Raw genomic sequence first — 20,733 nt, forward strand, 5'->3', positions numbered from 1 at the left:
CGCGGGCCGGGGCGGGCCCGTGGGCCCGCGCCGGGGGGGGGGGGGGGGGCGCGGGGGGGGGGGGGGGGGGGGGGGGGGGGGGGGGGGCGGGGGGGCCCCCCCCCCCCCACGACGAGGCCTAGCGGTGGCGGTGGTCGTTGGGGGTCAGGCGGGGGCCGTAGCGGGGGGCGTGGGTGGCGGTGGCCAGGAGGAGGCGGCAGATGCGGTGGCGGTGGGGGCGGTAGGGCTCCAGTAGGGCGAGCATCTGGGCGTCGTCGCTGCGGGGGCGGCCGGCGAGGGCCCAGCCGACCAGGTTGGGGAGGTGGAAGTCGCCGACCGAGACCGCGTCGGGGTCGCCGTTGCTGCGCTGGAGGGTTTCGGCGGCTGTCCAGACTCCGATGCCCGGGACGGCGGTGAGGCGGGCGAAGGACTCCTCGTGGGACATCGCCGAGGCCTCTTCCAGCCGCGGGGCCAGCCGGACCGCGCGCATGACCGTGGCCGAGCGCTTCGGGTCGACGCCCGCTCGGTGCCACTCCCAGCTCGGTATCAGCGTCCACTCGCGGGCCGACGGGGGTACCCGCATGCCCTCGGCCGGGCCGGGGGCCGGGGTGCCGAAGTCCCGCAGCAGGGTGCGCCAGGCGCGGTAGGCCTCGTCGGTGGTGACCTTCTGTTCCAGGATCGCCGGGACGAGGGACTCCAGCACCAGACCGGTCCTGGGCAGCCGGACTCCGGCGGTACGGCGCTGGGCGTCCCTCAGGGGGCCGGGCGGGAGCACCAGCGCTTCCGGGGCGTCCTCGGCGCCGAGCAGGGCGGGGAGGCGGTCGAGGAGCCAGTCCGCGCCCGGGCCCCAGGCGCTCGCCTCGACCTCGCCGGCGGCCGGGCGCGGCAGCACGCGCAGGGTGCCGATGCCGGCCGGGGTGCGGGAGGCGCGCCAGACGGCGCCGTCGCCGGTGGTGCGGTACGCGGGGTCGGCGGGGCCCCGGCGCAGCGGGAGCAGGGTGCGGGGCACGTCCAGGGGGAATGTCGGGCGCCAGCGACGTACTGCTTCCACTGCTGTCGCCTCCTGCGTTGCCTCCGGATATGAACGATACGCGGGGGGTGGGGGAGGCGGGACGGGAGGTGGGAAGGGGTGGGGTCGGGGGGGGTCAGGGGGTCAGGGGGGTCAGGGGGTCGGGCGGCAGGGCCGCAGGCGTCTGGAGGTGGGCTGCTGCGGTGCGCAGGGCGGGGAGGCTGGCGTAGAGGGTGGTGCCGGGGCATTCGGTGGCGACGGCGTCGCGGTGGCCGGAGACGGCGTCGAAGTCGGCGACGGTGCCCTTGGGGTAGCGGCTGGCGTTCGAGGTGGAGGTGAGTTGGGTGCGGCCGTCGGCGGGTTGGGCGGTGAGGCCGAGCTTCCAGGCGGCGAGGGCGGCGAGGCCGTCGAGGAGGGGCTGGGGCGGCTGGTCCTCGGTGTAGGTGCCGATCGCGGCGACGCCGGCGGAGTCGGTGTTGAAGCCGAGGGTGTGGGCGCCGTGGACGGGGAGGTCGACGCCGCCGGCGCGGCCCTCGTAGACGGTGCCGCAGCGGTCGACCAGGAAGTTGTAGCCGATGTCCCGCCAGCCGTTGGTCCGCACGTGGTACTGGTAGATCGCCCGGATCACCCGGGGGGCGTCGGCACAGGCGTAGTCGGTGGCGCTGTCGGTGTGGTGGACGAAGACCTCGCGGACCGGGCCGGTGTAGTCGAAGTCCTGGTCGCGCAGCGACTCGTCGGCGCCCCAGCCGGCCCGGGTGACGATCGGCGGGCGTGGGGCCTGGCCCTTGGTCGGTGGCTCCGCGGGCAGGGTCCGTACGGTCGTGTGGGGGGCGCCGCGGCCGGGGTCGACGAGGTCGAGCCGGAGCCCGGGGGGCACTCCGGCGGGGCCGGGCCGGAGGTCGACGGCGACGCCGTCGCTGCGGCCGGTCCAGAGCGGGGCGGTGGCGCTGTGCGCCGGGTGGTCGGGGCCGTCCCCGGGCTCGGCCTCCAGTCGGTGCCAGTCGCTCCAGCGGCCGGTGGCCGCGTTCCGGGTGCGGACCCTGAGCACCGCGCCGGCGAGCGCCTCCGCGGGGCCGTCCCAGTCGAGGCCGAGGAGTTCGAAGGGGCGGGTGCCGCGCGGGGCGAGGCCGGTGCCGGCGGGCAGCGGGATGGTGGTGGTCGAGCCGCCGCCGGCCTGGTCGCGGCGGTGCGGGGTCGCGGTGGCGGCGGGCTGGAGGAGGAGGACGGCGGTGCAGGCGGCGAGCAGGGCGGCCGGGAGTGAGAGGCGCATAGACCGGATCGTCGCCGCAAACCGGACCGCCCGCCACGCCGCTCCGCGCCCGTTCGGGCGCCCCTCCCGGCCTCCCACCCGAAGGCCTTAGGCTGGGGCGCACCATGACTGCGCCTTTCGCTGCCGATGCCCGCACCCCCGTCGAGCTGCTGCACGCATTCCTGCGCGGCGGCACCCCTTCGGTCGATCCCGCGGCCCCGCTGGTCACCTTCTACGACGACGCCACCGGCGAACGGGTGGAGCTCTCCGCCCGCACCTTCGACAACTGGGTGGCCAAGACGGCCAACCTCCTCCAGGACGAGCTGAACGCCGGCCCCGGCGACCGGGCGGCGCTGCTGCTGCCCGCCCACTGGCAGAGCGCCGTCTGGCTGCTGGCCTGCTGGTCGGTCGGGGTGACGGCGGTGCCGGGCGGCGACCCGGCCGCCGCCGACCTGGTGGTCAGCGGCCCGGACGGGCTGGAGGCCGCCCAGGCCTGCGGGGGCGACCGGGTCGCGCTCGCGCTGCGCCCGCTCGGCGGCCGCTTCCCGCAGCGTCCGGACGGGTTCCTCGACTACGCCGCCGAGGTGCCCGGCCAGGGCGACCGCTTCGCCCCGTACTCCCCCGTCGCCCCGGACGGGCAGGCGCTGGAGACCGCGGTGGACGGGCTGCCGCTGAAGCTGACGGGCGAGCAGACCGTGGCGCTGGCCCGGGAGGGCGCGGCGCGGCTCGGTCTGAAGCCCGGTGACCGCGTTCTGTCCACCCTCTCGTACGACGACTGGGCCGGCCTGGAGGCCGGTCTGCTGGCCCCGCTGGCGGCCGGTGCCTCGGTGGTGCTGTGCCGCAACTCGCAGGCGCTGGACGCCGGGCAGTGGGAGAAGCGGACGGAGTCCGAACGGGTGACACTGCGCCTCGGCTGACCCCCCGGCGGGGGCCCGGCGGGTAGGGATCGCTGCCATGGCCGAGGACGACACCGAGCACCCCCCGACCGGCACTCCCCCGACCGACACCCCTCCCGACGGGAGCGGACGCCCGCGCAGGCGCCGGCGGTGGCTGATGATCACCGCCGGCGCCGTCGCGTTCCTGCTGGTCGCCACCGGGGTGCTGCTCTGGATCGCCTACCGCAAGCTGGACGGCAACATCCGCACCGACTCGGCCACCGACCGGCTGCTCGCCGAGCTGGAGGCCGAGCGGCCGAGCCGCACCGCCGGGGCGCGGGGCGCCGAGAACATCCTGCTGATCGGCAGCGACGACCGCTCCGGCGCCAACGGCTCGTACGGCGGCGAGCAGGGCACCCAGCGCTCGGACACCACGATCCTGCTGCACCTGGCCGCCGACCGGAGGCACGCGACGGCGGTCTCCGTCCCGCGCGACGTCATGGTCTCCGTCCCCGCCTGCGAGAAGCCGGACGGCACCCGCAGCAAGCCGGTGCTGACGCAGTTCAACTGGGCCTTCGAGACGGGCGGTGCGGCCTGCTCGATCCGGACCGTCGAGAAGCTGAGCGGCATCCGGATCGACCACTACGTGATCCTCGACTTCAGCGGCTTCAAGACGATGGTGGACGCGATCGGCGGGGTCGAGGTCTGCGTGCCGCAGCCGATCCACGACAAGGACGCCAAGCTGGACCTGCCCGCCGGGCGGCAGACCCTGCACGGCGAGCAGTCGCTCGGCTACGTCCGGGCGCGGGAGAGCCTGGGCGACGGCAGCGACACCCAGCGGATGGGGCGCCAGCAGCAGTTCCTGGCCGCGCTGCTGCGCAAGGTGCAGTCGCAGGGGGTGCTGCTGAACCCGGCGAAGCTGTGGCCGGTGCTGGACGCGGCCACCTCCTCGGTCCGGGCGGACGGCGGGCTGTCCTCGCTCGGCGCCCTGTACGACCTGACGCAGGACCTGCGCGGCATCCCCTCGGCGGACGTGGTGTTCCTGACCGCGCCGCGCCGCCCGTACCGCTACGACTCGGACCGGGACGAGTTCGTGCAGCCGCAGACCGGCCAGCTGTTCGCGGCGCTGCGGGACGACCGGCCGGTGGCCGTCCGGCCGCCCGGGCCCACTCCCTCGCCCTCGCCGGGCCCGGATCCCGGCCCGGGAACGCGTCCGACGGCCGAGGCGGCGGTGGCGGTGACGGCGACCGCGTCACCCTCCGCGGGCGCCTCGCCCACCTTCGAGGGACGCACCGCCGACGTGGACGCCTGCGCCCCGCACTGAGCCGCCGGCCCCCGACCGCGGCGGCGCGCCCCGGGCCCGCCGATCCGGGCGTTTCCGCAAGTGGTCGGCCACGAGCGGTATTTGTCGCCGCCCTGCCGGAACATGGCGGAGATCACACCGGGAACGACTGCCCCGTTCGGCTCGTCTAGTGTGTCCGGATCGGCCCGTCCGTACGGCCGATCCGCAGCCGTGACCGGTCGAAGGTAGGGAACCCGCGTGCACGACGAGCAACCGGAAGCCGGCCACTACCGGGTGGAGCCGGCTCCCGGCGTCCCCCGGCAGCGCCGACGGGCCGTCGAGGCACCGGCCGCGCCGGTCGCGGAGGGCCGCCGGGACAGCCGGCGCCGGGCGGCCGCGCTCGCCAAGCGCAGCCGGCGCCGACGCGCCCTCAAGTGGACGGCCGGGGCGGGCGCCCTGGTGATGGTGGCGGGCTGCGGCGGGGCGTACTACCTGTACCGGCACTTCAACGACAACCTGACCTCGGTCAAGGTCCAGCTGGGCGACGAGTCGGAGCGGCCCCCGGCCGCCGGGGACGCGCTGAACATCCTGGTGATCGGCACGGACAGCCGGGAGGGCCTCGGCCGGGAGTACGGCGACGAGGGCAGCACCGGGCACGCCGACACCACGCTGCTGTTCCACATCGCCAAGGACCGCACCAACGCGACGGTGATCAGCCTCCCGCGCGACCTGATGCTGCCGATCCCGGAGTGCCAGAACGCCCAGGGGAAGAAGATCCCGGGCTCGGCGCGGGACGAGTTCAACAACAGCCTCGGCCAGGCGGGGCGCGACGCGGGCTGCACCTGGAAGACGGTCGAGAAGAACACCGGGATCCGGGTCGACCACTTCGTGCAGGTCAACTTCGACGCGGTGAAGTCCCTCTCCACCGCCGTCGGCGGGGTCGAGGTCTGCGCGGCCAAGGACATCAACGACTCCGGCTCCCACCTCAAGATGACCAAGGGCCGGCACGTCGTCCAGGGCGAGGAGGCACTGGCCTTCGTCCGCACCCGGCACGCGGTCGGCCAGGGCGGCGACCTCACCCGGATCCCGCTCCAGCAGCAGTTCATCAGCTCGATGATCCGCAAGATCAAGAGCGACGACACCCTGACCAGCCCGACCAAGCTCTACAAGCTCGCGGACGCCGCCACCAAGGCGCTCACCGTGGACTCGGGCATCGGCAGCGTGGACAAGCTCAAGGACCTCGCGCTGGACATCAGCAAGGTGGACACCAAGAACATCACCTTCACCACCTCGCCCGTCCTGGACGACCCCAAGGACCCGGACCGGGTGATCTTCAAGCAGCCGGACGCCGGGCAGCTGTTCGCGATGGTCGCGGCCGACCGCTCGCTGACCGAGACCACCGCCCCGCCCGCCCCGCCCGCCGCCGAGGCCCCGGCCACCGGCGCCGCGGCCGCACCGCCGGCCGCCCCCACCACGGCCGCCGCGGCCCCCACCGCCGACACCAAGGGCGTCCAGCTGACGGTGCGCAACGGCAGCGGCACCCGCGGGCAGTCCGGGCCGACCGTGGAGAAGCTCCGGGCGAAGGGCTTCGCCAAGGCCGCGGTGGGCAGCGACGCACCGCCCGCCCCGACCACCACGGTGACCTACCCGGCCGGCCTGGAGGCCGAGGCCACCGCCCTGGCCGCCGCCCTCGGGCTGCCCGGCGACGCCGTCAAGCCGGCCGGGAAGTCGGACCCGAAGGGCGGTCTGCTGCTGGTGCTCGGCAAGGACGTCCTGGCCGCCCCCGCGGCGGTGCCCACCGAGGCGCCCGAGGACCTCCAGCGGGTGCAGGCCGACGACACCGACGTCTGCGCCAAGTAGCCGGGGCCCAGCCGGCGGATCTTGTCGGGCCCGGCAGGAATCCGCCGGAGACAGGCCCTACCTGGCCGGGCAGGCACCACCTAGCAGGGCAGGAGGGTTCCGTCCTCCTGCTCGCGGTAGCGCTCGGAGGTCCGGGGGCACTGCCAGTCGCCGTCCCCGGTGGGCCGCAGCGGCTCGCCGGCCCGGCCGACCCAGCCGATCCGGCGGGCCGGGACACCGGCGACCAGCGCGTGGTCCGGGACGTCCCGGTGCACCACCGCGCCGGCCGCGACCAGCGCCCAGCGGCCGACCGTCACGCCGGCGACCAGCACCGCCCGGCCGCCGATCGAACAGCCCTGACGGAGTGTCACTCCTTCGGCGTGCCAGTCGAGTTGACCCTTGGGGCGACCGTCCGGGGTGACCGCTCGGGGGTACCGGTCATTGGTGAGGACGGCGGCCGGGCCGATGAACACCCCGTCCTCGACCACCGCCGGCTCGTACACCAGCGCGTGGTTCTGCACCTTGACCCGGTCCCCGATCCGCACGCCGGGGCCGACGTACGCGCCGCGGCCGATCACGCAGTCCGCACCGACCACCGCGTCCTCGCGGATCTGGGCGAGGTGCCAGACCGCCGTCCCGGCACCGATCGCGGCCCGTTCGTCGACGTCCGCGCTCGGCTCGATCCGGGCCGCACCGGCCCCGTCCTCAACTGTCGCCATGCGCACCGACGATAGCGGTGCCGGGCGGGCCCGCGGGCCGCCGGAGGGAATCGGCCGGCGCCCGGGTCAGCCGGCCTTCGAGAGCACGTCCTCGGAGGACGGGCCGACGCTGGCGATCACTCTTCGGGCCAGCGAGCGCGGTGAGGTCAGGAAGCCGAAGCCCCAGCTGAGGTGCATGGTCGCGAGGGCGACCGGCAGCAGCGCCCTGGCCTTGAACGACAGCCCGCGGCCCTCGACCGCGGCGCCGCCGAGGATGCCCAGCAGGTACGCCCCGGGCACCGCGAGGAAGGCCGGGTGGACGGCGACGCCGAGCACCAGCCCGAGGACGACCGCCGCCAGCGCGGCCGGCGGGGCGAGGTAGCGCATGTTGACCGAGCCGCGGTGGTAGCGGGTGACCACCCGGCGCCAGCGGCCGTAGTCCTTGTACTGCTTGGCCAGCGCCCGCACCGAGGGGCGGGGCCGGTACGTCACCTTCAGCTGCGGGGTGAACCAGACCAGGCCGCCGTCCTGGCGGATCCGGTAGTTCAGCTCCCAGTCCTGGGCGCGGATGAACTCCTCGTTGTAGCCGCCGAGCTTCTCCAGCACCTCGCGCCGGAACACCCCGAGGTAGACGGTGTCCGCCGGGCCGGCCAGGCCGCCGGTGTGGAAGGCCGCGTTCCCGACGCCGATCTTGGAGGTCATCGCGGCGGCGACCGCGTGCTCCCACTCGGTCTCGCCCTCGGCGTGCATGATGCCGCCGACGTTGGCCGCGTCCATCTCGCCGAGCAGCCGGACCGCCGTGGTGATGTAGCCGGGGGTGAGCAGGCCGTGGCCGTCCACGCGCACGACTATCGGGTGCCGGGAGCCCCGGATCGCGGCGTTCAGCCCGGCCGGCGTCCGGCCGGTGGGGTTCGCCACCGTCCGCACCCGCGGGTCCTCGGCCACCAGCTCGGCCGCGATCTCCGCGGTGCGGTCGGTGGACGGACCGAGGGCGATCACCACCTCCATCGGCCCGGGGTACTCCTGGTCCAGGATGCGGCGGACCGCCGTGCGCAGGTGACGTTCCTCGTTGAGCACCGGCATGATCACGGAAACAGCCGGCAGCTCCTCAGCAGCCTTGGTGTTCATCGGGGCCAACCGTACCGGTGCGGACGCGTCCCCGTCTTGTCCCGGTCCGGGCCTCCGGGGGCGCCTCGCGGCGCGGCACCGGTGCTGTGATCAAGGACACCGTACTCCCCCTTATGCGAGGGCCGGAAGCGGTGTGGATCCGGTGCCGGTCCGGGGTGGATTCAGAGCACGTAGTGGGCGACGGTGAACACCGTGTAACCGGTCAGCGCGAGCCGGTTCACCAGGTGCTGGGGGCCGCCGAGGCGGTCCGGCAGGGCCCGCGCCGGGCGCAGGTCGGGCCGGTGGGCGGCGGTGGCGACGGTCCGGGCGACCGCCGCCGGGTCGTACCGCCCGCCGAGGAGGGCGGCCGGCCGGCCCGCCGGGCCGCACAGGAAGGAGAACTCGCGGCCGCCGTGCAGCCGGATGGTGAGCAGGTTCCGGTGCACCGCCGCCGCGGAGATCTCCGCCCAGCGGTAGCTGCGGGTGCGCAGCGCGGTGGCCACCCGCAGCCCGTCGCGGTCGGCCACCAGCTGCCAGGAGAGGGTGTGGGCGCAGGCGAGGATCGCCGTCGAGCCGATCCACAGCGGGTGCAGCAGCCCCTCCCACCAGCCGTCGTCGTCGCGCAGCACGACGACGGCGGCGACCAGCAGCGCCGCCAGCGGTCCGGCCGCCGCCCGCAGCGGCAGCGGCATCTCCCAGCGGCGGGCGGCCAGCGGCTCGACGTCCGGGCCGGCCGCGGGGGCGGCGGCGACGGTCTCGGCGGTCAGGGCGGCGACGGCCAGCTCGCGCTCGCGGTAGCGCCCGGAGCGCCGGCCGAAGCGCGGGGGCCGGGCGGCGGGGGCGACCACGGACGCCACCCAGTGCGGGTCGCCGTCCAGCAGGCCGGGGCGGACGAGGAGCTGGCGGTCGGGCCCGTCCGGGCCGACGTACAGCACGGCGGGCACGCTGCGGCCGGCCCGGGCCAGCCACTCGGCGGCCTCGGCCGGGGTCGCCCGGTCGAACAGCTCCTCGCACTCCTCCTCGTCCTCGTCGTGGCCGAGCACCGGGTCGGGGTAGTCGGCGTCCTCGTGGCCGGTCCCCAGGTGTTCGGGCACCCAGGCCGGGGCCTCGCCGTCCGGGGCGGCGTGCCGGGCCCAGCGGTAGCGGTCGCGCTCGACCAGCCGCCAGAGCCCGGGGCCGTCCGGCGGGCCGTCCAGGGGCAGCACCAGCAGGTCGCCGCGGGCGTCGGCGCGCACCCGTACGGCGAGCGCGGGGGCGGCGCCGGCGAAGGCGGGCCTGTCCCGGCGGGCGCCCGCGGCGGCGGCCGAGCCGAGCAGCACCAGGCCGGGCAGGGCGATCAGGCCGCCGGCGCTCAGCTGGCCGGAGACGTCGTAGTCGTCGCCCGGGGCGCGCACCGAGTCGCCGTCCACCAGCAGCGGGACGGGCTCGCCGGGCCGGGGCCGGTGCTGCCACCGGACGTCGAGGGCGGCGGTGCGCTCGGGGCCGCCGCCGGGCGGCTGGAAGCGGACGGTCAGCACCCCGTCCCGGTCGCTCCCGCCCGCGGTGCCGGTGACCCGGGTGGCCCGCTCGGCGGCGGCGTCCGCCCGGGCCTGCGCCCAGAGGCCGTACACCGGGAAGACCGCGGCGACCACCAGCAGCAGGGCGCCGAGGGTGCGGCGCAGCACGGGCGGGCCGTCCCGGTGGACGGGCGAGGGCGCGCCCGCGGCCGTCCAGGGGTAGTGGACGGGCGGGGCCATCAGCTCGTCCAGCTGCCGGCGGGCGCGGCGGCGGCCGGCCTCGGCGCCGAGCAGGACGGCGGTGAGCAGCACGTGGAGCAGTACCGCGGACCAGCGGGCGAGCGGGGTGACCAGGCCCTGCGGGAGGTACCAGAGCAGCGCCAGGACGACCGGCGGGACGAGCACCCGGACCGGGGCCCTGGTGGCCAGCAGGACGATCTCGGCCAGCACCGACCAGCCGGCCAGGCTCGAGCCCCAGGTCTCCCGGCAGACGTTCTGGACGTTGCACCGGCCCACGTCCGGCTCCACCGCGCCGGCCAGGAGCACGAACCCGATCGGCACCAGCGCGAGCAGGCGGCCGTCCAGCCGCCAGGCGGTCCGGGCGGCCTGCCAGCGGGCGGCCGCGGCGGCGGTGAGGGGCGCGGCGCTGGGCAGCGGCGGAGCGTCCGAGGGGAACATCGGACGATCATCTCAGCACGTGGGAGACGGAGCGCAGGACGGCCGCCTCCGCCCGGCGGGGGCCGGACACGGCACGGGGGCCGGGCGCTGTGCGCACCCGGCCCCCGCCCCGTTCCCCCGTTCCCCCGTTCCCCCGTTCCCCCGTTCCCCCGTGGCCCGGCGCCCCCCCGACGCCGGGTCAGTCCGTCGCGATGGCCGCGAGGACGTTCATCCGTCCGGCCCGGAAGGCCGGGACGAGGGCGGCGAACAGGCCGATCAGCACCGAGGAGACCAGCGTGATCGCCACCATGGTGGTCGGGACGGAGAGCGTCCCGAGGCCCTGGTCCCGCAGGACCCCCTGGGCGGTGACGCCCCAGGCGAGGCCCAGCCCGGTGCCGAGGACGGCGCCGAACACCGCGATCACCACGGACTCCAGCCGGATCATCCGGCGCAGCTGGCGGCGGGAGAGCCCGATCGCCCGCAGCAGGCCGATCTCGCGGGTCCGCTCGACCACCGACAGCGCCAGGGTGTTGACCACGCCGAGCACCGCGACCGTGATCGACAGGGCGACCAGCCCGTAGATCAGGTAGAGCAGGGTGTTGACCTGGGACTGCACCAGCTCCTTGTAACCGGCCTGGTCCTTGATGGTCAGCTGCGGGTACTCCTTGAGCCCGTCCTGCAGGGCGGTCAGCGTCCTGGCGACGTCGGCGCCGGCCGAGGCCTTGGCGAAGAAGGTCCACACCGGCGGCTGCTCGGCGGCCGGGACGACCTTGGCCATGGTGTCCATGGCGACGAAGGAGCCGTCGCCGAACAGCTCGCCCTTGGCGAAGACCGCGCCGACCGGCAGGGTCTGGGTGCGGCCCTTGCCGTAGTCGACGGTCACCTGGTCGCCGACCTTCAGGTTGTTGTCCTTGGCGAAGGCCTCTCCGATCCCCAGCGAGCCGCGCCCGATCGCGTCCACCGCACCGGACTTGACGGTCGGACGGAAGTCGGTGCCGAAGAAGGCCGGCGGCACGGCGGTGAGCTCGGTCTTCGGCTTCCGCCCGTCCGCCAGCTGGACCTTGGCGGGGAAGAACTCCTGGGTGGTGACGTGGTCGATGCCCGGGGTCCGGCGCACGATGTCCACCATCTCCGGGGTGACCCCGGTGCGGCCGCCCGCGATGATGTAGTCCACGCCCACCGACCTGTCGATCTGCGCGCTGGCCGAGGTGACCGCCGAGGAGCTGAACACCGAGGAGGCGATCACCAGCGCCAGGCCGATCATCAGCGCGGCGGCGGTGGCGCCGGTACGGCGCGGGTTGCGCATCGCGTTGCGCTGGGCGAGCTTGCCGGACGGGCCGAACACCGCCGGCAGCGCCGCGCCGAGCACCCGGACGATGGCCGAGGCCAGCAGCGGGCCGAGCACCACGAAGCCGACCAGGGTGAGCACCACGCCCAGGCCCAGGTACTGCCCGCCGGTGGCCGCCTTCTCCGCCCGCGCGCCGAGCACCAGCAGGGCGCCGCCGCCCGCCGTCAGCAGCAGGCCGACGACCGTGCGGACCAGGTTGGCGCGGCCCTCGGCCGGGGTGCCGTGGTCGCGCAGGGCGGCCATCGGCGAGATCCGGCTCGCCCGGCGGGCCGGGAACCAGGCCGCGACCAGGGTGACCACGATGCCGAGCGCGTAGCCGGCGACGAACACGTCCGGCCCGATCCGCAGGTCGGCCGCCTTGAGGTCCATGCCGAGCGCGTTCATCAGCTTGATCAGGCCGACCGCGACGCCCAGGCCGGCCGCGACCCCGAGGGTCGAGCCGAGCACGCCCAGGATCAGCGCCTCGACCAGCACCGAGCGGTTGACCTGCCGCCGGCTGCCGCCGATGGCGCGCAGCAGGCCGATCTCCCGGGTGCGCTGGGCGACCAGCATCGAGAAGGTGTTGACGATCAGGAACGCGCCGACGATCGCCGAGACGAAGGCGAAGCCGAGCATCGCGTACTTCATGAAGTCGAGGCTGCTGCCGACCTGCTTGGTGTTCTCCTCCTTCTGCTCGGCCGCGGTCTTGACCTGGTAGCCGCCGCCGACCGCGGCCGCCGCCTCGGCCTTGAGCCGCTCGTCGCTGCGGCTGCCGTCGCCGAAGGCCTCGATCGAGGTGTAGGCCTGCTCGCCGAGCAGCACCTGCTGGGCGGTCGGGGTGTCCAGGAAGCCGAGCGCCGCACCCGGGTTGGTGGTGCTGAAGGTGGCGATGCCGGCGATGGTGAAGTCGTGCCGGCCGCCGCCGTTCTCCACCCGGACCTTGTCCCCGAGGCCGAGCTTGGCCTTCTTCGCGGTGTCCGCGTCCAGCACCAGCTCACCGGAGTTCCTCGGCTCGTGGCCGGAGGTGATGGTGACCGGGTTGCGCGGGGTGTCGGTCCAGTTGCCGAGCAGGGTCGGCGCGCCGGTGGTCGGGCCGACCAGCTTGTTGGTGGCCGGGTCGACCAGGACGGCGTTGCCGACCATCACCTGGCCGATGGCCTTCTTCACGCCCGGCACCGCGGCGACCCGGTCGGCGAGCGGGACCGGGACGGTCGGCACCTTGACGGCGGCCTGCTGCTCCTCGTCCTCGGCCGGCTTGGGCGGCTGGACCGAGACGTCGGAGGCGGTCGCGGCGAAGAGTCTGTCGAAGGTGCCGGTGGCGGTGTTGGAGAACACCAGGGTGCCGGAGACGAAGGCCACCGACAGCACGACGGCGATGAGCGAGAGCGCCATCCGGCCCTTGTGGGCGAAGAAGCTCCGCAGTGAGGTTCTGAGCAGCATGATGGTGTCGTCCCGCCGCTCAGCTGGTGCGCTTGCCGTCGAAACGGCGCATGCGTTCGAGGACGGAGTCGGCGGTGGGCGCGTACATCTCGTCCACGATCACGCCGTCGGCGAGGAAGAGCACGCGGTCCGCGTAGCCGGCGGCGACCGGGTCGTGGGTGACCATCACGATGGTCTGGCCCAGCTCGTCCACCGAGCGGCGCAGGAAGGTCAGCACCTCGGCGCCGGAGCGGGAGTCCAGGTTCCCGGTGGGCTCGTCCCCGAAGATGATCTCGGGGCGGGCGGCCAGCGCCCGGGCCACCGCGACGCGCTGCTGCTGGCCGCCGGAGAGCTGGGAGGGGCGGTGCTTGAGCCGGCCGGACAGGCCGACCGTCTCCACCACCTGGTCCAGCCAGGCCTGGTCGGGCTTGCGACCGGCGATGTCCATCGGGAGCGTGATGTTCTCCAGCGCGCTCAGGGTCGGGAGCAGGTTGAACGCCTGGAAGATGAAGCCGATCTTGTCGCGCCGGAGTCTGGTGAGCTGTTTGTCCTTGAGACCGGTGACCTCGGTGTCACCGATCCAGATCCGCCCGGTGGTGACCGTGTCGAGGCCCGCCAGGCAGTGCATCAGGGTGGACTTGCCGGAGCCCGAGGGGCCCATGATCGCGGTGAACCGGCCGCGCTGGATGTCGACGTCGACCGCGTCGAGCGCGGTCACCCTGGTCTCGCCCGAACCGTACGCCTTGGTGACCTGACGGGCCGACGCGGCGGCGGCGGACGCTCCGCCGGGAAGCTGGGGGTCGTACACGGCTGCTGCTGCCGTCGTCACTGGAGTCTCCTAAGGAAAAAGCGCTCACCCGTTGGCCCCCAGCCTCGCGGGCCCGCCCGCCTCGCGACATGGCGCAGGCGGTAGTCCTCGACCGGGAGTTGTCTCCACCCTCCCGGTGGACCTGGCCACCGGACCCGACGCGATCGGGCCGCTTCCTGGCGGGTGGGGATGTGTGAACCACGTTAGGAGTCGTCGGCCGGGGGCTCGTCATCCGCCGGAATGAAGCCGCCCAACCATGGTTCTACGGGCCGCGGGGCGCTTCCCCCTAGGGGTCGCCGCGGTCCGCCTCGGGGACGCCCCGTACGGGCCGCGGCGACGGTCCGTCAGCTCGTCAGCGCGGGCGCGGCCAGCCGCTCCAGCGCGGTGGCGAAGCCCTCCACCACCGGGACCAGCAGGGCTTCGGTCTCGCGCTCCACCAGGGTCGTGCCGTCCTCCCGGGCGGTGATGTGGCGGTCGAGCACGAACCAGCCCTGGGTGATGTGGCCGGCGCCCATCGAGCTGAGCACCGGGCGCAGCGCGTAGTCCACCGCGAGGACGTGCGCGGGCGAGCCGCCGGTGGCGAGCGGCAGGACGGCCTTGTCGGCCAGCGCGTACTGCGGGAGCACGTCCAGCAGGGCCTTCAGCAGGCCCGAGTAGGCGGCCTTGTAGACGGGGGTGCCGATGACCACGCCGTCGGCGCGGGCGAACAGCTCGGTGACGGCGACGATCTCGGGGTGGTCGAAGTCGCCCGACAGCAGCGCGTGCGCGGGCAGGTCGCGGGCCTCGAAGGGGACGACGTGGTGACCGCGGTCCGCCAGCCGCGCGTCGACGTGGCGCAGCAGACGGGTGGTGCGGGAGGTGGGGGACGGGGAGCCGGAAACGGACAGGACGACGGCCATGGGTTCACCTCTGGCTGGGAGCGGGGCGGCGCGGTGCGGCCGGTTCCGGCCGGGCGCGGCGGGGGAAGGCGCCGCGGGTGGGGGGCCGGTACCGGGAGCGGTGCCGGGGCGGCACCGGGGCGCTGGGCCGGCGGACGTGCCGGGAGCGCGGGGATTCGACGGACGCGTCAGCCGCGACAGAGCGAACAGGCCACACCGCGCCGCAGGTCGACGTGCCGCCGACGCGTGAGTGCCCAACGCTGATCCATGCCTGAAATGCAAACACGCTGTGTTCGAGCCGGTCAAGAAACGTTTCAGCAGCCGGAACGGCGGGTGTCCGGACGTTGCGGCGGAACGATCCGATGCGTGCATCAAAACTGCTACAAGAGGCCCGGTGGGCCCCCCGGGGGGAGTCAGCCCGACCGGGGTCGGGCATCCTCGTCGGCATGAACACGTGGCAGGAGGGCCGCCCGGGGGGCGGCGGGAACCCGTACGGCGGAACCGGCGGAGGCGGCGCGGCCGAGCCGCCGCTGCCGGCCTCGCTGAACCCGCGCGGGCCGGGCGCGCCCGCGCCCCGGCAGCCGCGACAGCCCGGGCAACCGGGGCAGCCGGGGCCGTCCAGGCTCGGCAGCGTCCCTCCGCAGGGGGCCGGCGCGCCCGGCGGCCGTCCCGCCGGGCCGGGGCGTCCCGGCGCCCCCGGCGCCCCCGGCGGCGCCGCCGGCCACGGCGGGCCGGGCGGACCGGGTGGTCAGGGCCGCCCGGGTGGGCCCGGTGGCCAGGGTGGTCAGGGCCGCCCCGGTGGGCCCGGCGGCCCCGGCGGCACCCGCCCGTCCGGTGCCCAGGCCCGGCGCTGGCCGCGACGGCGGATCGTGAAGTGGTCGGTCTTCGGCGTGCTGATCGCCGTCATGGTGACCGCCGTCTCCACCTGGTTCTGGGCCGGCTCCAAGCTCAACCACGAGAACGTGCTCGCCGACTACCCCGGCCGCCCCGCCGCGGGCAAGGGCACCAACTGGCTGATCGTCGGCTCCGACAGCCGCCAGGGCCTCACCGACGCCGAGCAGGACGACCTGCACACCGGGCACGACACCGACGGCAAGCGCAGCGACTCGATGATGATCCTGCACGTCGGGGACAACGGGAACACCCTGATGAGCATCCCGCGCGACTCCTGGGTGCCGATCCCCGAGCACCAGGGCAGCAACGGCAAGCCGGTCAAGGGCACCAGCGCGAAGATCAACTCGGCCTTCGGCAACGGCGGCGGCCGGCTGCTGGTCCAGACCGTCGAGCAGAACACCGGCCTGCGGATCGACCACTACGCCGAGATCGGCTTCGGCGGCTTCGTCGGCATCGTCGACTCGATCGGCGGCGTCGAGATGAAGATCGACCAGGACATCCAGGACAAGGACTCCGGCCTCGACCTCAAGGCCGGCGACCAGACCCTCAGCGGCAAGCAGGCCCTGGCCTTCGTCCGCCAGCGCCACCAGATGGCCGACCAGGACCTCGGCCGGATGCGCAACCAGCAGAAGTTCCTCGGCGCCCTGGCCCACCAGGCCGCCTCCCCCGGCAACCTGATGAACCCGTTCACCTTCTACCCGCTGGTGGACTCGGCGCTCGGCACTCTGATCGTCGACGAGGACTGCGGGCTGACCGACCTCGGCTCGCTCTTCCTCGCCATGAAGGACGTCAACGGCGGCAGCGGCACGTCGCTGACCGTGCCGATCGGCAACCCGGACTACCGGACCAAGACCGGCGAGTCCGCCGTGCTGTGGGACGCCAACAAGTCCAAGCAGCTCTTCGCCGCCTTCAAGAACGACACCGCGGTGCCGGACTTCAAGTAGTCCGCGACTTCGCGTGACCGCGCCACCACAATGAGTGGATGTCACTCGTCACCGCGCTGATCCACCGCCGTCGCCACCGCCTCCTGGGCCGCCTGGTCCAGGAGGCGCTCGCGCTCTACGGGATGGAGGTGCCCGCCGCCTGCGAGATCGGGCCCGGGCTGATGGTCCACCACCGCGGCTTCGGCACCGTGCTGCACCCGTACACCACCCTCGGCGCCGGCGTGACGCTCTACAACGGCGTGACCATCGGCCGGGCCGACCCGTGGGTGCCGCAGGAGGAGAGCGCGATGCGGCGGGTGGTGGTCGAGGACGGCGCGGTGCTGTGCGCGGGCGCCAAGGTGGTGTGCAAGGAGGGCGTGCTGACCGTCGGCGCGGGCACGATCGTCGGCGCCAACGCCGTGCTCACCCGCTCGACCGGGCCCGGGGAGATCTGGGCCGGCGTCCCGGCGCGCAGGGTGGGGATGCGGGCGGGCGCCTGGGGGCCCTCGCCGCTCCCGGCCCAGCCCGCGCCGAGCCCCTCCTGAACGCGCTAGACGTACGGCAGCAGGCCGGTGCCGCACTCCGGGAAGCGGACCAGCCACTCCCCCTCGCCGCCGGCCGCCTCGGTGGCGCCCGCGAAGCCGTAGTGGATCGGCTGCCGGTCGCCGCTCAGCCACCTCGCGTGGGTCAGCTGCACCGTCAGCGAGGACGGGCGGTGCGGGCCGACGGCGGCCGGGACGGCCGGGACGACCGGGGCGGGCTGCTCCAGCACCAGCTCGTGCTCGGTCTCGCCCGGCCGGAAGGTCACCACCGTCTCGGTGCCCGGGCGGCGCGGGAGGGCGCCCGTCGGGTCCGTCCAGTACGCGGCGACCATCACCGCGAGGGTGCCGTCCAGACTGCCGGTGTCCGGCCGCACGTACTCCTCGTCCGGGACCCAGCGGGAGTGGTGGCGGACCTCGTCCGCGCCCCACCGCTCGTCCCAGCGCACCCAGTAGCCCGCCACCCGCTTGACGGTCATGCCCTCGCGGCCGACGCGGACGGCGAACCGCGCCGGGCCGACCGGCTCGCAGCCGGCCAGGGAGACCACCGTCACCTGTTCGTAGGTCACCTCGCCGTCGTCGGCGCCCTGCTCCATCATCGGTCAACCACCTTGCCGCAGAGTCCAGTTCGGACACGGTTGGAACCGTCTCCGAATCGAGCGTAGGGCCCCGGCGAAGGAAGGCCGCGTGATTGCCCGGTTCCGGCCCGGACGGCGGCGCTCCGGGCTACCCTGCCCGCCGCACCGCGGACCGGCGCGAAAGCGGGCGCGCGGCCGGCGCGAAGCGGGCGCGGGAGCGGCGCGGGAGCGGCACCGAAGCGGCCCGGGAGCGGCCCGGCGGGTACGAAACCGCCCCGGAGCGGGAGGCCGGAAGACCCGACGTCCCGCTCCGGGGCGGTGCGTGCCAGTGGCGGCGGTGACTACTTGACCTCGCCGGACGCGGCGATGCTGATCTTGGCCGAGGTGCGGCCGCTCTGCGAGCCGAGGCCCTCGATCTTCTTGACCAGGTCCATGCCCTCGACGACCTCGCCGAAGACGACGTGCTTGCCGTCCAGCCAGTCGGTGACGATGGTGGTGATGAAGAACTGCGAGCCGTTGGTGTTGCGGCCGGCGTTGGCCATCGACAGCAGGCCCGGGCGGTCGTGCTTGATCTGGAAGTTCTCGTCCGCGAACTTCTCGCCGTAGATGCTCTTGCCGCCGGTGCCGTTGTGGTTGGTGAAGTCACCGCCCTGGAGCATGAAGGCCGGGATCACGCGGTGGAAGCCGGAGCCCGCGTAGCCGAAGCCGTTCTGGCCGGTGGCCAGCTCGCGGAAGTTCTGGGCGGTCTTGGGAACGACGTCGTCGTACAGCTTGAAGACGATCCGGCCGGCCGGGGCGTCGTCGATCGTGATGTCGAAGAAAACGTTGGAAGACATGCAGGGATGATGGCACGATCACCTGTTCGGCGCTCGGTGCCCCCGGTCGGGAGGGGTCGGACGCGGCTGTGTTATCCGGTTCCCCGCCGTGCGGACTCCACCCCGGGGCCGGGCCGGGAAGCTACCATCGGCGTCAGGTTCAGGCCGCGGCGCGGGACGGGACGGGGTGGACGGCATGCGGATCGGCGAACTGGCCCGTCGGACGGGTGTGAGCGAACGCTCGCTGCGCTACTACGAGCAGCAGGGCCTGCTCGCCGCCCGCCGCACCGAGGGCGGCCACCGCGAGTACCCGGAGGCCGCCGTCGACCGGGTGGTGCACATCCAGGAGCTGTTCGCGGCCGGACTCCACAGCCGGACCATCTACAAGATCCTCCCCTGCATGCGGGACTCCGACGGCAGCCCGAACGAGATCGCCACCCCGCTGCTGGTCGAGGAGCTCACCGCGGAGCGCGAGCGGATCGACCGGACGATCAACGACCTGCTGCGCTCCCGCGAGGTGCTGGACGAGGTGATCGCGACCGCCTCCGGGCAGCGGTCGTCCCCCTCCGAGGCCGCGTAGGCGGGTTTCCCGGGCCTTCGGCTTCCGGGGAGGCAGGTCGGCCTGCGGGGTCCTCTCGTCCCCCTCCGGCTCACGGCGGCGGCGCTCAGTCGAGCGGAGGGAGGTCCAGTTCGGCGACGGCCTGGTCGCCGCTCAGCTCCCCGGTCGGGCGGAAGCCCAGCCGGGCGTAGAACTCCGCCGGGCCGTCCGGGCCCGGGTGGTAGGAGACGGTGACGCGGGAGCCGCCGCGGCGGCGGATCTCGGCGCAGACCTGCTCGACCGCGAAGCGGCCGTAGCCGCCGCGCTGCCGCTCGGCGTCGATCAGCAGCCGCCACAGGCCGGAGCGGGGGCGGTCGCCGGGGCGGTCGGGGTAGAAGGTGATGTCGAAGAAGGCCATCACGAAGCCGACCGGCCGCCCGTCGTCCAGGATCAGCCGCGGCCAGGCGGTGTCGCCGTACGCGTACGCCTCGGCCAGCGACTTCACCACCGGCGCCACCAGGGCCTCCTGGCCGGGGCGGACCCGCAGGGCGAGGGCGGCGTCGACGTTCTCGGGGGTGATGGGGGCCAGGCTGAGCGTGCCGGACATACCGGGCGTGCCGGACGTGCCGGGCGTGGTCGGTGCGGAGGACATGGCGGGCAGCCTACGGAGCGCGGCTGCCCGCCGTCGCGCGGTTTTCGTCGGCCGGGTGAGGCCTACTCGCCGGCCGGGAAGTCGGTGCCGCGGCCGACCGCCTCCCAGGCCTCGGCCTCCTTCCGCTCCTCGTCGAGGGTGCCGAGGACGGCGTCCACCGCGTCGCTGCCGAGCGCGAGCCGCAGCGGGGTGTGCTCGGCGGCCAGCGCGGCCAGGATCGCCTCGGCGGCCTTCACCGGGTCGCCGGGCTGCTTGCCGTCGCTGTCCGGCAGCCCCGCGCGGACCGGACCGACGACCGGCTCGTACGCCTCGATGGGGGCGGAGTGGGCGAGCGCGTCCCCGCCCGCGAAGCCGGTCCGGAAGGCGCCGGGCTCGACGATCAGCACCTTGATCCCGAAGCCGGCCACCTCCTTGGCCAGTGCCTCGGACAGCCCCTCCAGCGCGAACTTGGTGGCCGAGTAGGCGCCCACGCCGGCGAAGCTGAAGCGGCCGCCCATGCTGCTCATCTGCACCACCGCGCCGGAGCCCTGGGCCCGCAGGTGCGGCAGCACGGCCCGGGTGAGCGCGGCCGGGCCGAAGAAGTGCAGGTCCATCAGGTCCCGCAGCTCGCGGTCGGTGGACTCCTCGACGGCGCCGATCAGCCCGCGCCCGGCGTTGTTCACCAGGACGTCGATCCGGCCGTGCCGCCGGACGGTCTCCGCGACGACGGCCGGGATCCGCTCCTGGTCGGTGATGTCCAGCCGGACCGGGAACAGCTTGCCCGGGTGCTTGCCGGCCGCCACCTCCAGCGTCTCGGGGCGCCGGACGGCGGCCACGACGGTGTCGCCGGCCGCCAGCGCGACCTTCGCGATCGCCCGGCCGAAGCCGGAGTTGGCGCCGGTGATCAGCCAGACCTTGCCGGCCGGGTCCTGCTCGGGGATGCTGCCCATGATCGTCGATCTCCCGCAATCGTCGCGTGCCACCCATGAATTGACGATCATTTATGACACCGGCACGGGTGCCGCGTCCAGGACTGTTCGATGCCGGACGACATACGGCCCCCGACCGCGGACGGGCGGTCGGGGGCCGTCGGTGCAGGTCGGGGCGGGTTACGGCAGGTTGCGGGCCATCACGATCCGCTGGACCTGGTTGGTGCCCTCGTAGATCTGCGTGATCTTCGCGTCCCGCATCA

19 protein-coding genes are annotated in these 20,733 nt (G+C 74.6%); 6 read left to right on the plus strand and 13 right to left on the minus strand.

Features of this window, described 5'->3' with window-relative positions; translation table 11 throughout:
* Positions 1 to 118: 118 nt before the first annotated feature.
* Together ACFWP2_RS36825 and ACFWP2_RS36830 are read right to left on the minus strand one after the other, a co-directional pair.
* Entirely contained in the window at positions 119 to 1,030 is a 912-nt protein-coding gene (locus ACFWP2_RS36825) for a DNA-3-methyladenine glycosylase family protein (RefSeq protein ID WP_380459943.1), read from the minus strand.
* 94 nt (positions 1,031 to 1,124) lie between these two features.
* A complete protein-coding gene (locus ACFWP2_RS36830; protein WP_380459945.1) occupies positions 1,125 to 2,258 on the minus strand; it encodes a peptidoglycan recognition protein in 1,134 nt (377 codons plus the stop codon).
* 104 nt (positions 2,259 to 2,362) lie between these two features.
* On the opposite strand from ACFWP2_RS36830, the gene ACFWP2_RS36835 reads away from it, so the two are divergent.
* From ACFWP2_RS36835 to ACFWP2_RS36845, 3 genes are all read left to right on the plus strand, one after another.
* Positions 2,363 to 3,154 carry a TIGR03089 family protein gene (locus ACFWP2_RS36835; RefSeq protein ID WP_380459947.1) on the plus strand — a complete coding sequence of 264 codons (792 nt, stop codon included), beginning with the start codon at positions 2,363 to 2,365 and terminating at the stop codon, positions 3,152 to 3,154.
* A 37-nt stretch (positions 3,155 to 3,191) separates the two neighbouring features.
* Entirely contained in the window at positions 3,192 to 4,436 is a 1,245-nt protein-coding gene (locus ACFWP2_RS36840) for an LCP family protein (RefSeq protein ID WP_380459949.1), read from the plus strand.
* A 216-nt stretch (positions 4,437 to 4,652) separates the two neighbouring features.
* On the plus strand, positions 4,653 to 6,254 hold the full coding sequence (locus tag ACFWP2_RS36845; RefSeq protein ID WP_380459951.1) for an LCP family protein: 1,602 nt from the start codon (positions 4,653 to 4,655) through the stop codon (positions 6,252 to 6,254).
* 80 nt (positions 6,255 to 6,334) lie between these two features.
* Here ACFWP2_RS36845 and ACFWP2_RS36850 read toward each other — a convergent pair whose 3' ends face one another.
* From ACFWP2_RS36850 to ssuE, 6 genes are all read right to left on the minus strand, one after another.
* Positions 6,335 to 6,952 (minus strand): acyltransferase, encoded by a 618-nt coding sequence (locus ACFWP2_RS36850; RefSeq protein ID WP_380459953.1) that lies wholly within the window; start codon positions 6,950 to 6,952, stop codon positions 6,335 to 6,337.
* Between the two features lie 66 nt (positions 6,953 to 7,018).
* Positions 7,019 to 8,059 carry a glycosyltransferase family 2 protein gene (locus ACFWP2_RS36855; RefSeq protein WP_380459956.1) on the minus strand — a complete coding sequence of 347 codons (1,041 nt, stop codon included), beginning with the start codon at positions 8,057 to 8,059 and terminating at the stop codon, positions 7,019 to 7,021.
* Positions 8,060 to 8,220: 161 nt separating this feature from the next.
* Positions 8,221 to 10,212, minus strand: coding sequence for a hypothetical protein (locus ACFWP2_RS36860; protein ID WP_380459958.1), 1,992 nt, complete (start codon positions 10,210 to 10,212; stop codon positions 8,221 to 8,223).
* 178 nt (positions 10,213 to 10,390) lie between these two features.
* Positions 10,391 to 12,961 (minus strand): ABC transporter permease, encoded by a 2,571-nt coding sequence (locus tag ACFWP2_RS36865; RefSeq protein WP_380459979.1) that lies wholly within the window; start codon positions 12,959 to 12,961, stop codon positions 10,391 to 10,393.
* Between the two features lie 16 nt (positions 12,962 to 12,977).
* Positions 12,978 to 13,766 carry an ABC transporter ATP-binding protein gene (locus ACFWP2_RS36870; RefSeq protein ID WP_380459960.1) on the minus strand — a complete coding sequence of 263 codons (789 nt, stop codon included), beginning with the start codon at positions 13,764 to 13,766 and terminating at the stop codon, positions 12,978 to 12,980.
* A gap of 323 nt (positions 13,767 to 14,089) precedes the next feature.
* Positions 14,090 to 14,644: an NADPH-dependent FMN reductase gene (ssuE, locus tag ACFWP2_RS36875; protein WP_380459963.1), complete on the minus strand. Its 555-nt coding sequence runs from the start codon at positions 14,642 to 14,644 to the stop codon at positions 14,090 to 14,092.
* 425 nt (positions 14,645 to 15,069) lie between these two features.
* Between ssuE and ACFWP2_RS36880 the strand changes: the two genes are divergently transcribed.
* Together ACFWP2_RS36880 and ACFWP2_RS36885 are read left to right on the plus strand one after the other, a co-directional pair.
* Positions 15,070 to 16,461 (plus strand): LCP family protein, encoded by a 1,392-nt coding sequence (locus ACFWP2_RS36880; protein WP_380459965.1) that lies wholly within the window; start codon positions 15,070 to 15,072, stop codon positions 16,459 to 16,461.
* Between the two features lie 38 nt (positions 16,462 to 16,499).
* Positions 16,500 to 16,985, plus strand: coding sequence for a hypothetical protein (locus ACFWP2_RS36885; protein WP_380459967.1), 486 nt, complete (start codon positions 16,500 to 16,502; stop codon positions 16,983 to 16,985).
* 5 nt (positions 16,986 to 16,990) lie between these two features.
* On the opposite strand, the gene ACFWP2_RS36890 is transcribed toward ACFWP2_RS36885, so the two are convergent.
* Together ACFWP2_RS36890 and ACFWP2_RS36895 are read right to left on the minus strand one after the other, a co-directional pair.
* A complete protein-coding gene (locus ACFWP2_RS36890; protein WP_380459969.1) occupies positions 16,991 to 17,578 on the minus strand; it encodes a hypothetical protein in 588 nt (195 codons plus the stop codon).
* Between the two features lie 320 nt (positions 17,579 to 17,898).
* Positions 17,899 to 18,393, minus strand: a complete 495-nt coding sequence (locus tag ACFWP2_RS36895; protein ID WP_380459971.1) for a peptidylprolyl isomerase — start codon at positions 18,391 to 18,393, stop codon at positions 17,899 to 17,901.
* 175 nt (positions 18,394 to 18,568) lie between these two features.
* Between ACFWP2_RS36895 and ACFWP2_RS36900 the strand changes: the two genes are divergently transcribed.
* Positions 18,569 to 18,952, plus strand: coding sequence for a MerR family transcriptional regulator (locus ACFWP2_RS36900; protein WP_380459973.1), 384 nt, complete (start codon positions 18,569 to 18,571; stop codon positions 18,950 to 18,952).
* An 85-nt stretch (positions 18,953 to 19,037) separates the two neighbouring features.
* On the opposite strand, the gene ACFWP2_RS36905 is transcribed toward ACFWP2_RS36900, so the two are convergent.
* The 3 genes from ACFWP2_RS36905 to ACFWP2_RS36915 form a co-directional block, all read right to left on the minus strand.
* Positions 19,038 to 19,517: a GNAT family N-acetyltransferase gene (locus tag ACFWP2_RS36905; RefSeq protein ID WP_380459981.1), complete on the minus strand. Its 480-nt coding sequence runs from the start codon at positions 19,515 to 19,517 to the stop codon at positions 19,038 to 19,040.
* Positions 19,518 to 19,624: 107 nt separating this feature from the next.
* On the minus strand, positions 19,625 to 20,491 hold the full coding sequence (locus tag ACFWP2_RS36910; RefSeq protein ID WP_380459975.1) for an oxidoreductase: 867 nt from the start codon (positions 20,489 to 20,491) through the stop codon (positions 19,625 to 19,627).
* A 159-nt stretch (positions 20,492 to 20,650) separates the two neighbouring features.
* Positions 20,651 to 20,733: acyl-CoA dehydrogenase family protein (locus tag ACFWP2_RS36915; protein WP_157882129.1), on the minus strand; the 83-nt coding region annotated here is incomplete at its 5' end.

This window comes from Kitasatospora sp. NPDC058444 (assembly GCF_042721415.1).
GTDB lineage: Bacteria > Actinomycetota > Actinomycetes > Streptomycetales > Streptomycetaceae > Kitasatospora.

What these genes read in the sequence shown, in the direction of transcription:
- ACFWP2_RS36830 (WP_380459945.1), bottom strand. Translation starts at nt 2,258, where the DNA reads ATGCGCCTCTCACTCCCGGCCGCCCTGCTCGCCGCCTGCACCGCCGTC.
- ACFWP2_RS36835 (WP_380459947.1), top strand. Translation starts at nt 2,363, where the DNA reads ATGACTGCGCCTTTCGCTGCCGATGCCCGCACCCCCGTCGAGCTGCTG.
- ACFWP2_RS36840 (WP_380459949.1), top strand. Translation starts at nt 3,192, where the DNA reads ATGGCCGAGGACGACACCGAGCACCCCCCGACCGGCACTCCCCCGACC.
- ACFWP2_RS36850 (WP_380459953.1), bottom strand. Translation starts at nt 6,952, where the DNA reads ATGGCGACAGTTGAGGACGGGGCCGGTGCGGCCCGGATCGAGCCGAGC.
- ACFWP2_RS36855 (WP_380459956.1), bottom strand. Translation starts at nt 8,059, where the DNA reads ATGAACACCAAGGCTGCTGAGGAGCTGCCGGCTGTTTCCGTGATCATG.
- ACFWP2_RS36860 (WP_380459958.1), bottom strand. Translation starts at nt 10,212, where the DNA reads ATGTTCCCCTCGGACGCTCCGCCGCTGCCCAGCGCCGCGCCCCTCACC.
- ssuE (WP_380459963.1), bottom strand. Translation starts at nt 14,644, where the DNA reads ATGGCCGTCGTCCTGTCCGTTTCCGGCTCCCCGTCCCCCACCTCCCGC.
- ACFWP2_RS36880 (WP_380459965.1), top strand. Translation starts at nt 15,070, where the DNA reads ATGAACACGTGGCAGGAGGGCCGCCCGGGGGGCGGCGGGAACCCGTAC.
- ACFWP2_RS36885 (WP_380459967.1), top strand. Translation starts at nt 16,500, where the DNA reads ATGTCACTCGTCACCGCGCTGATCCACCGCCGTCGCCACCGCCTCCTG.
- ACFWP2_RS36890 (WP_380459969.1), bottom strand. Translation starts at nt 17,578, where the DNA reads ATGATGGAGCAGGGCGCCGACGACGGCGAGGTGACCTACGAACAGGTG.
- ACFWP2_RS36895 (WP_380459971.1), bottom strand. Translation starts at nt 18,393, where the DNA reads ATGTCTTCCAACGTTTTCTTCGACATCACGATCGACGACGCCCCGGCC.
- ACFWP2_RS36900 (WP_380459973.1), top strand. Translation starts at nt 18,569, where the DNA reads ATGCGGATCGGCGAACTGGCCCGTCGGACGGGTGTGAGCGAACGCTCG.
- ACFWP2_RS36905 (WP_380459981.1), bottom strand. Translation starts at nt 19,517, where the DNA reads ATGTCCGGCACGCTCAGCCTGGCCCCCATCACCCCCGAGAACGTCGAC.
- ACFWP2_RS36910 (WP_380459975.1), bottom strand. Translation starts at nt 20,491, where the DNA reads ATGGGCAGCATCCCCGAGCAGGACCCGGCCGGCAAGGTCTGGCTGATC.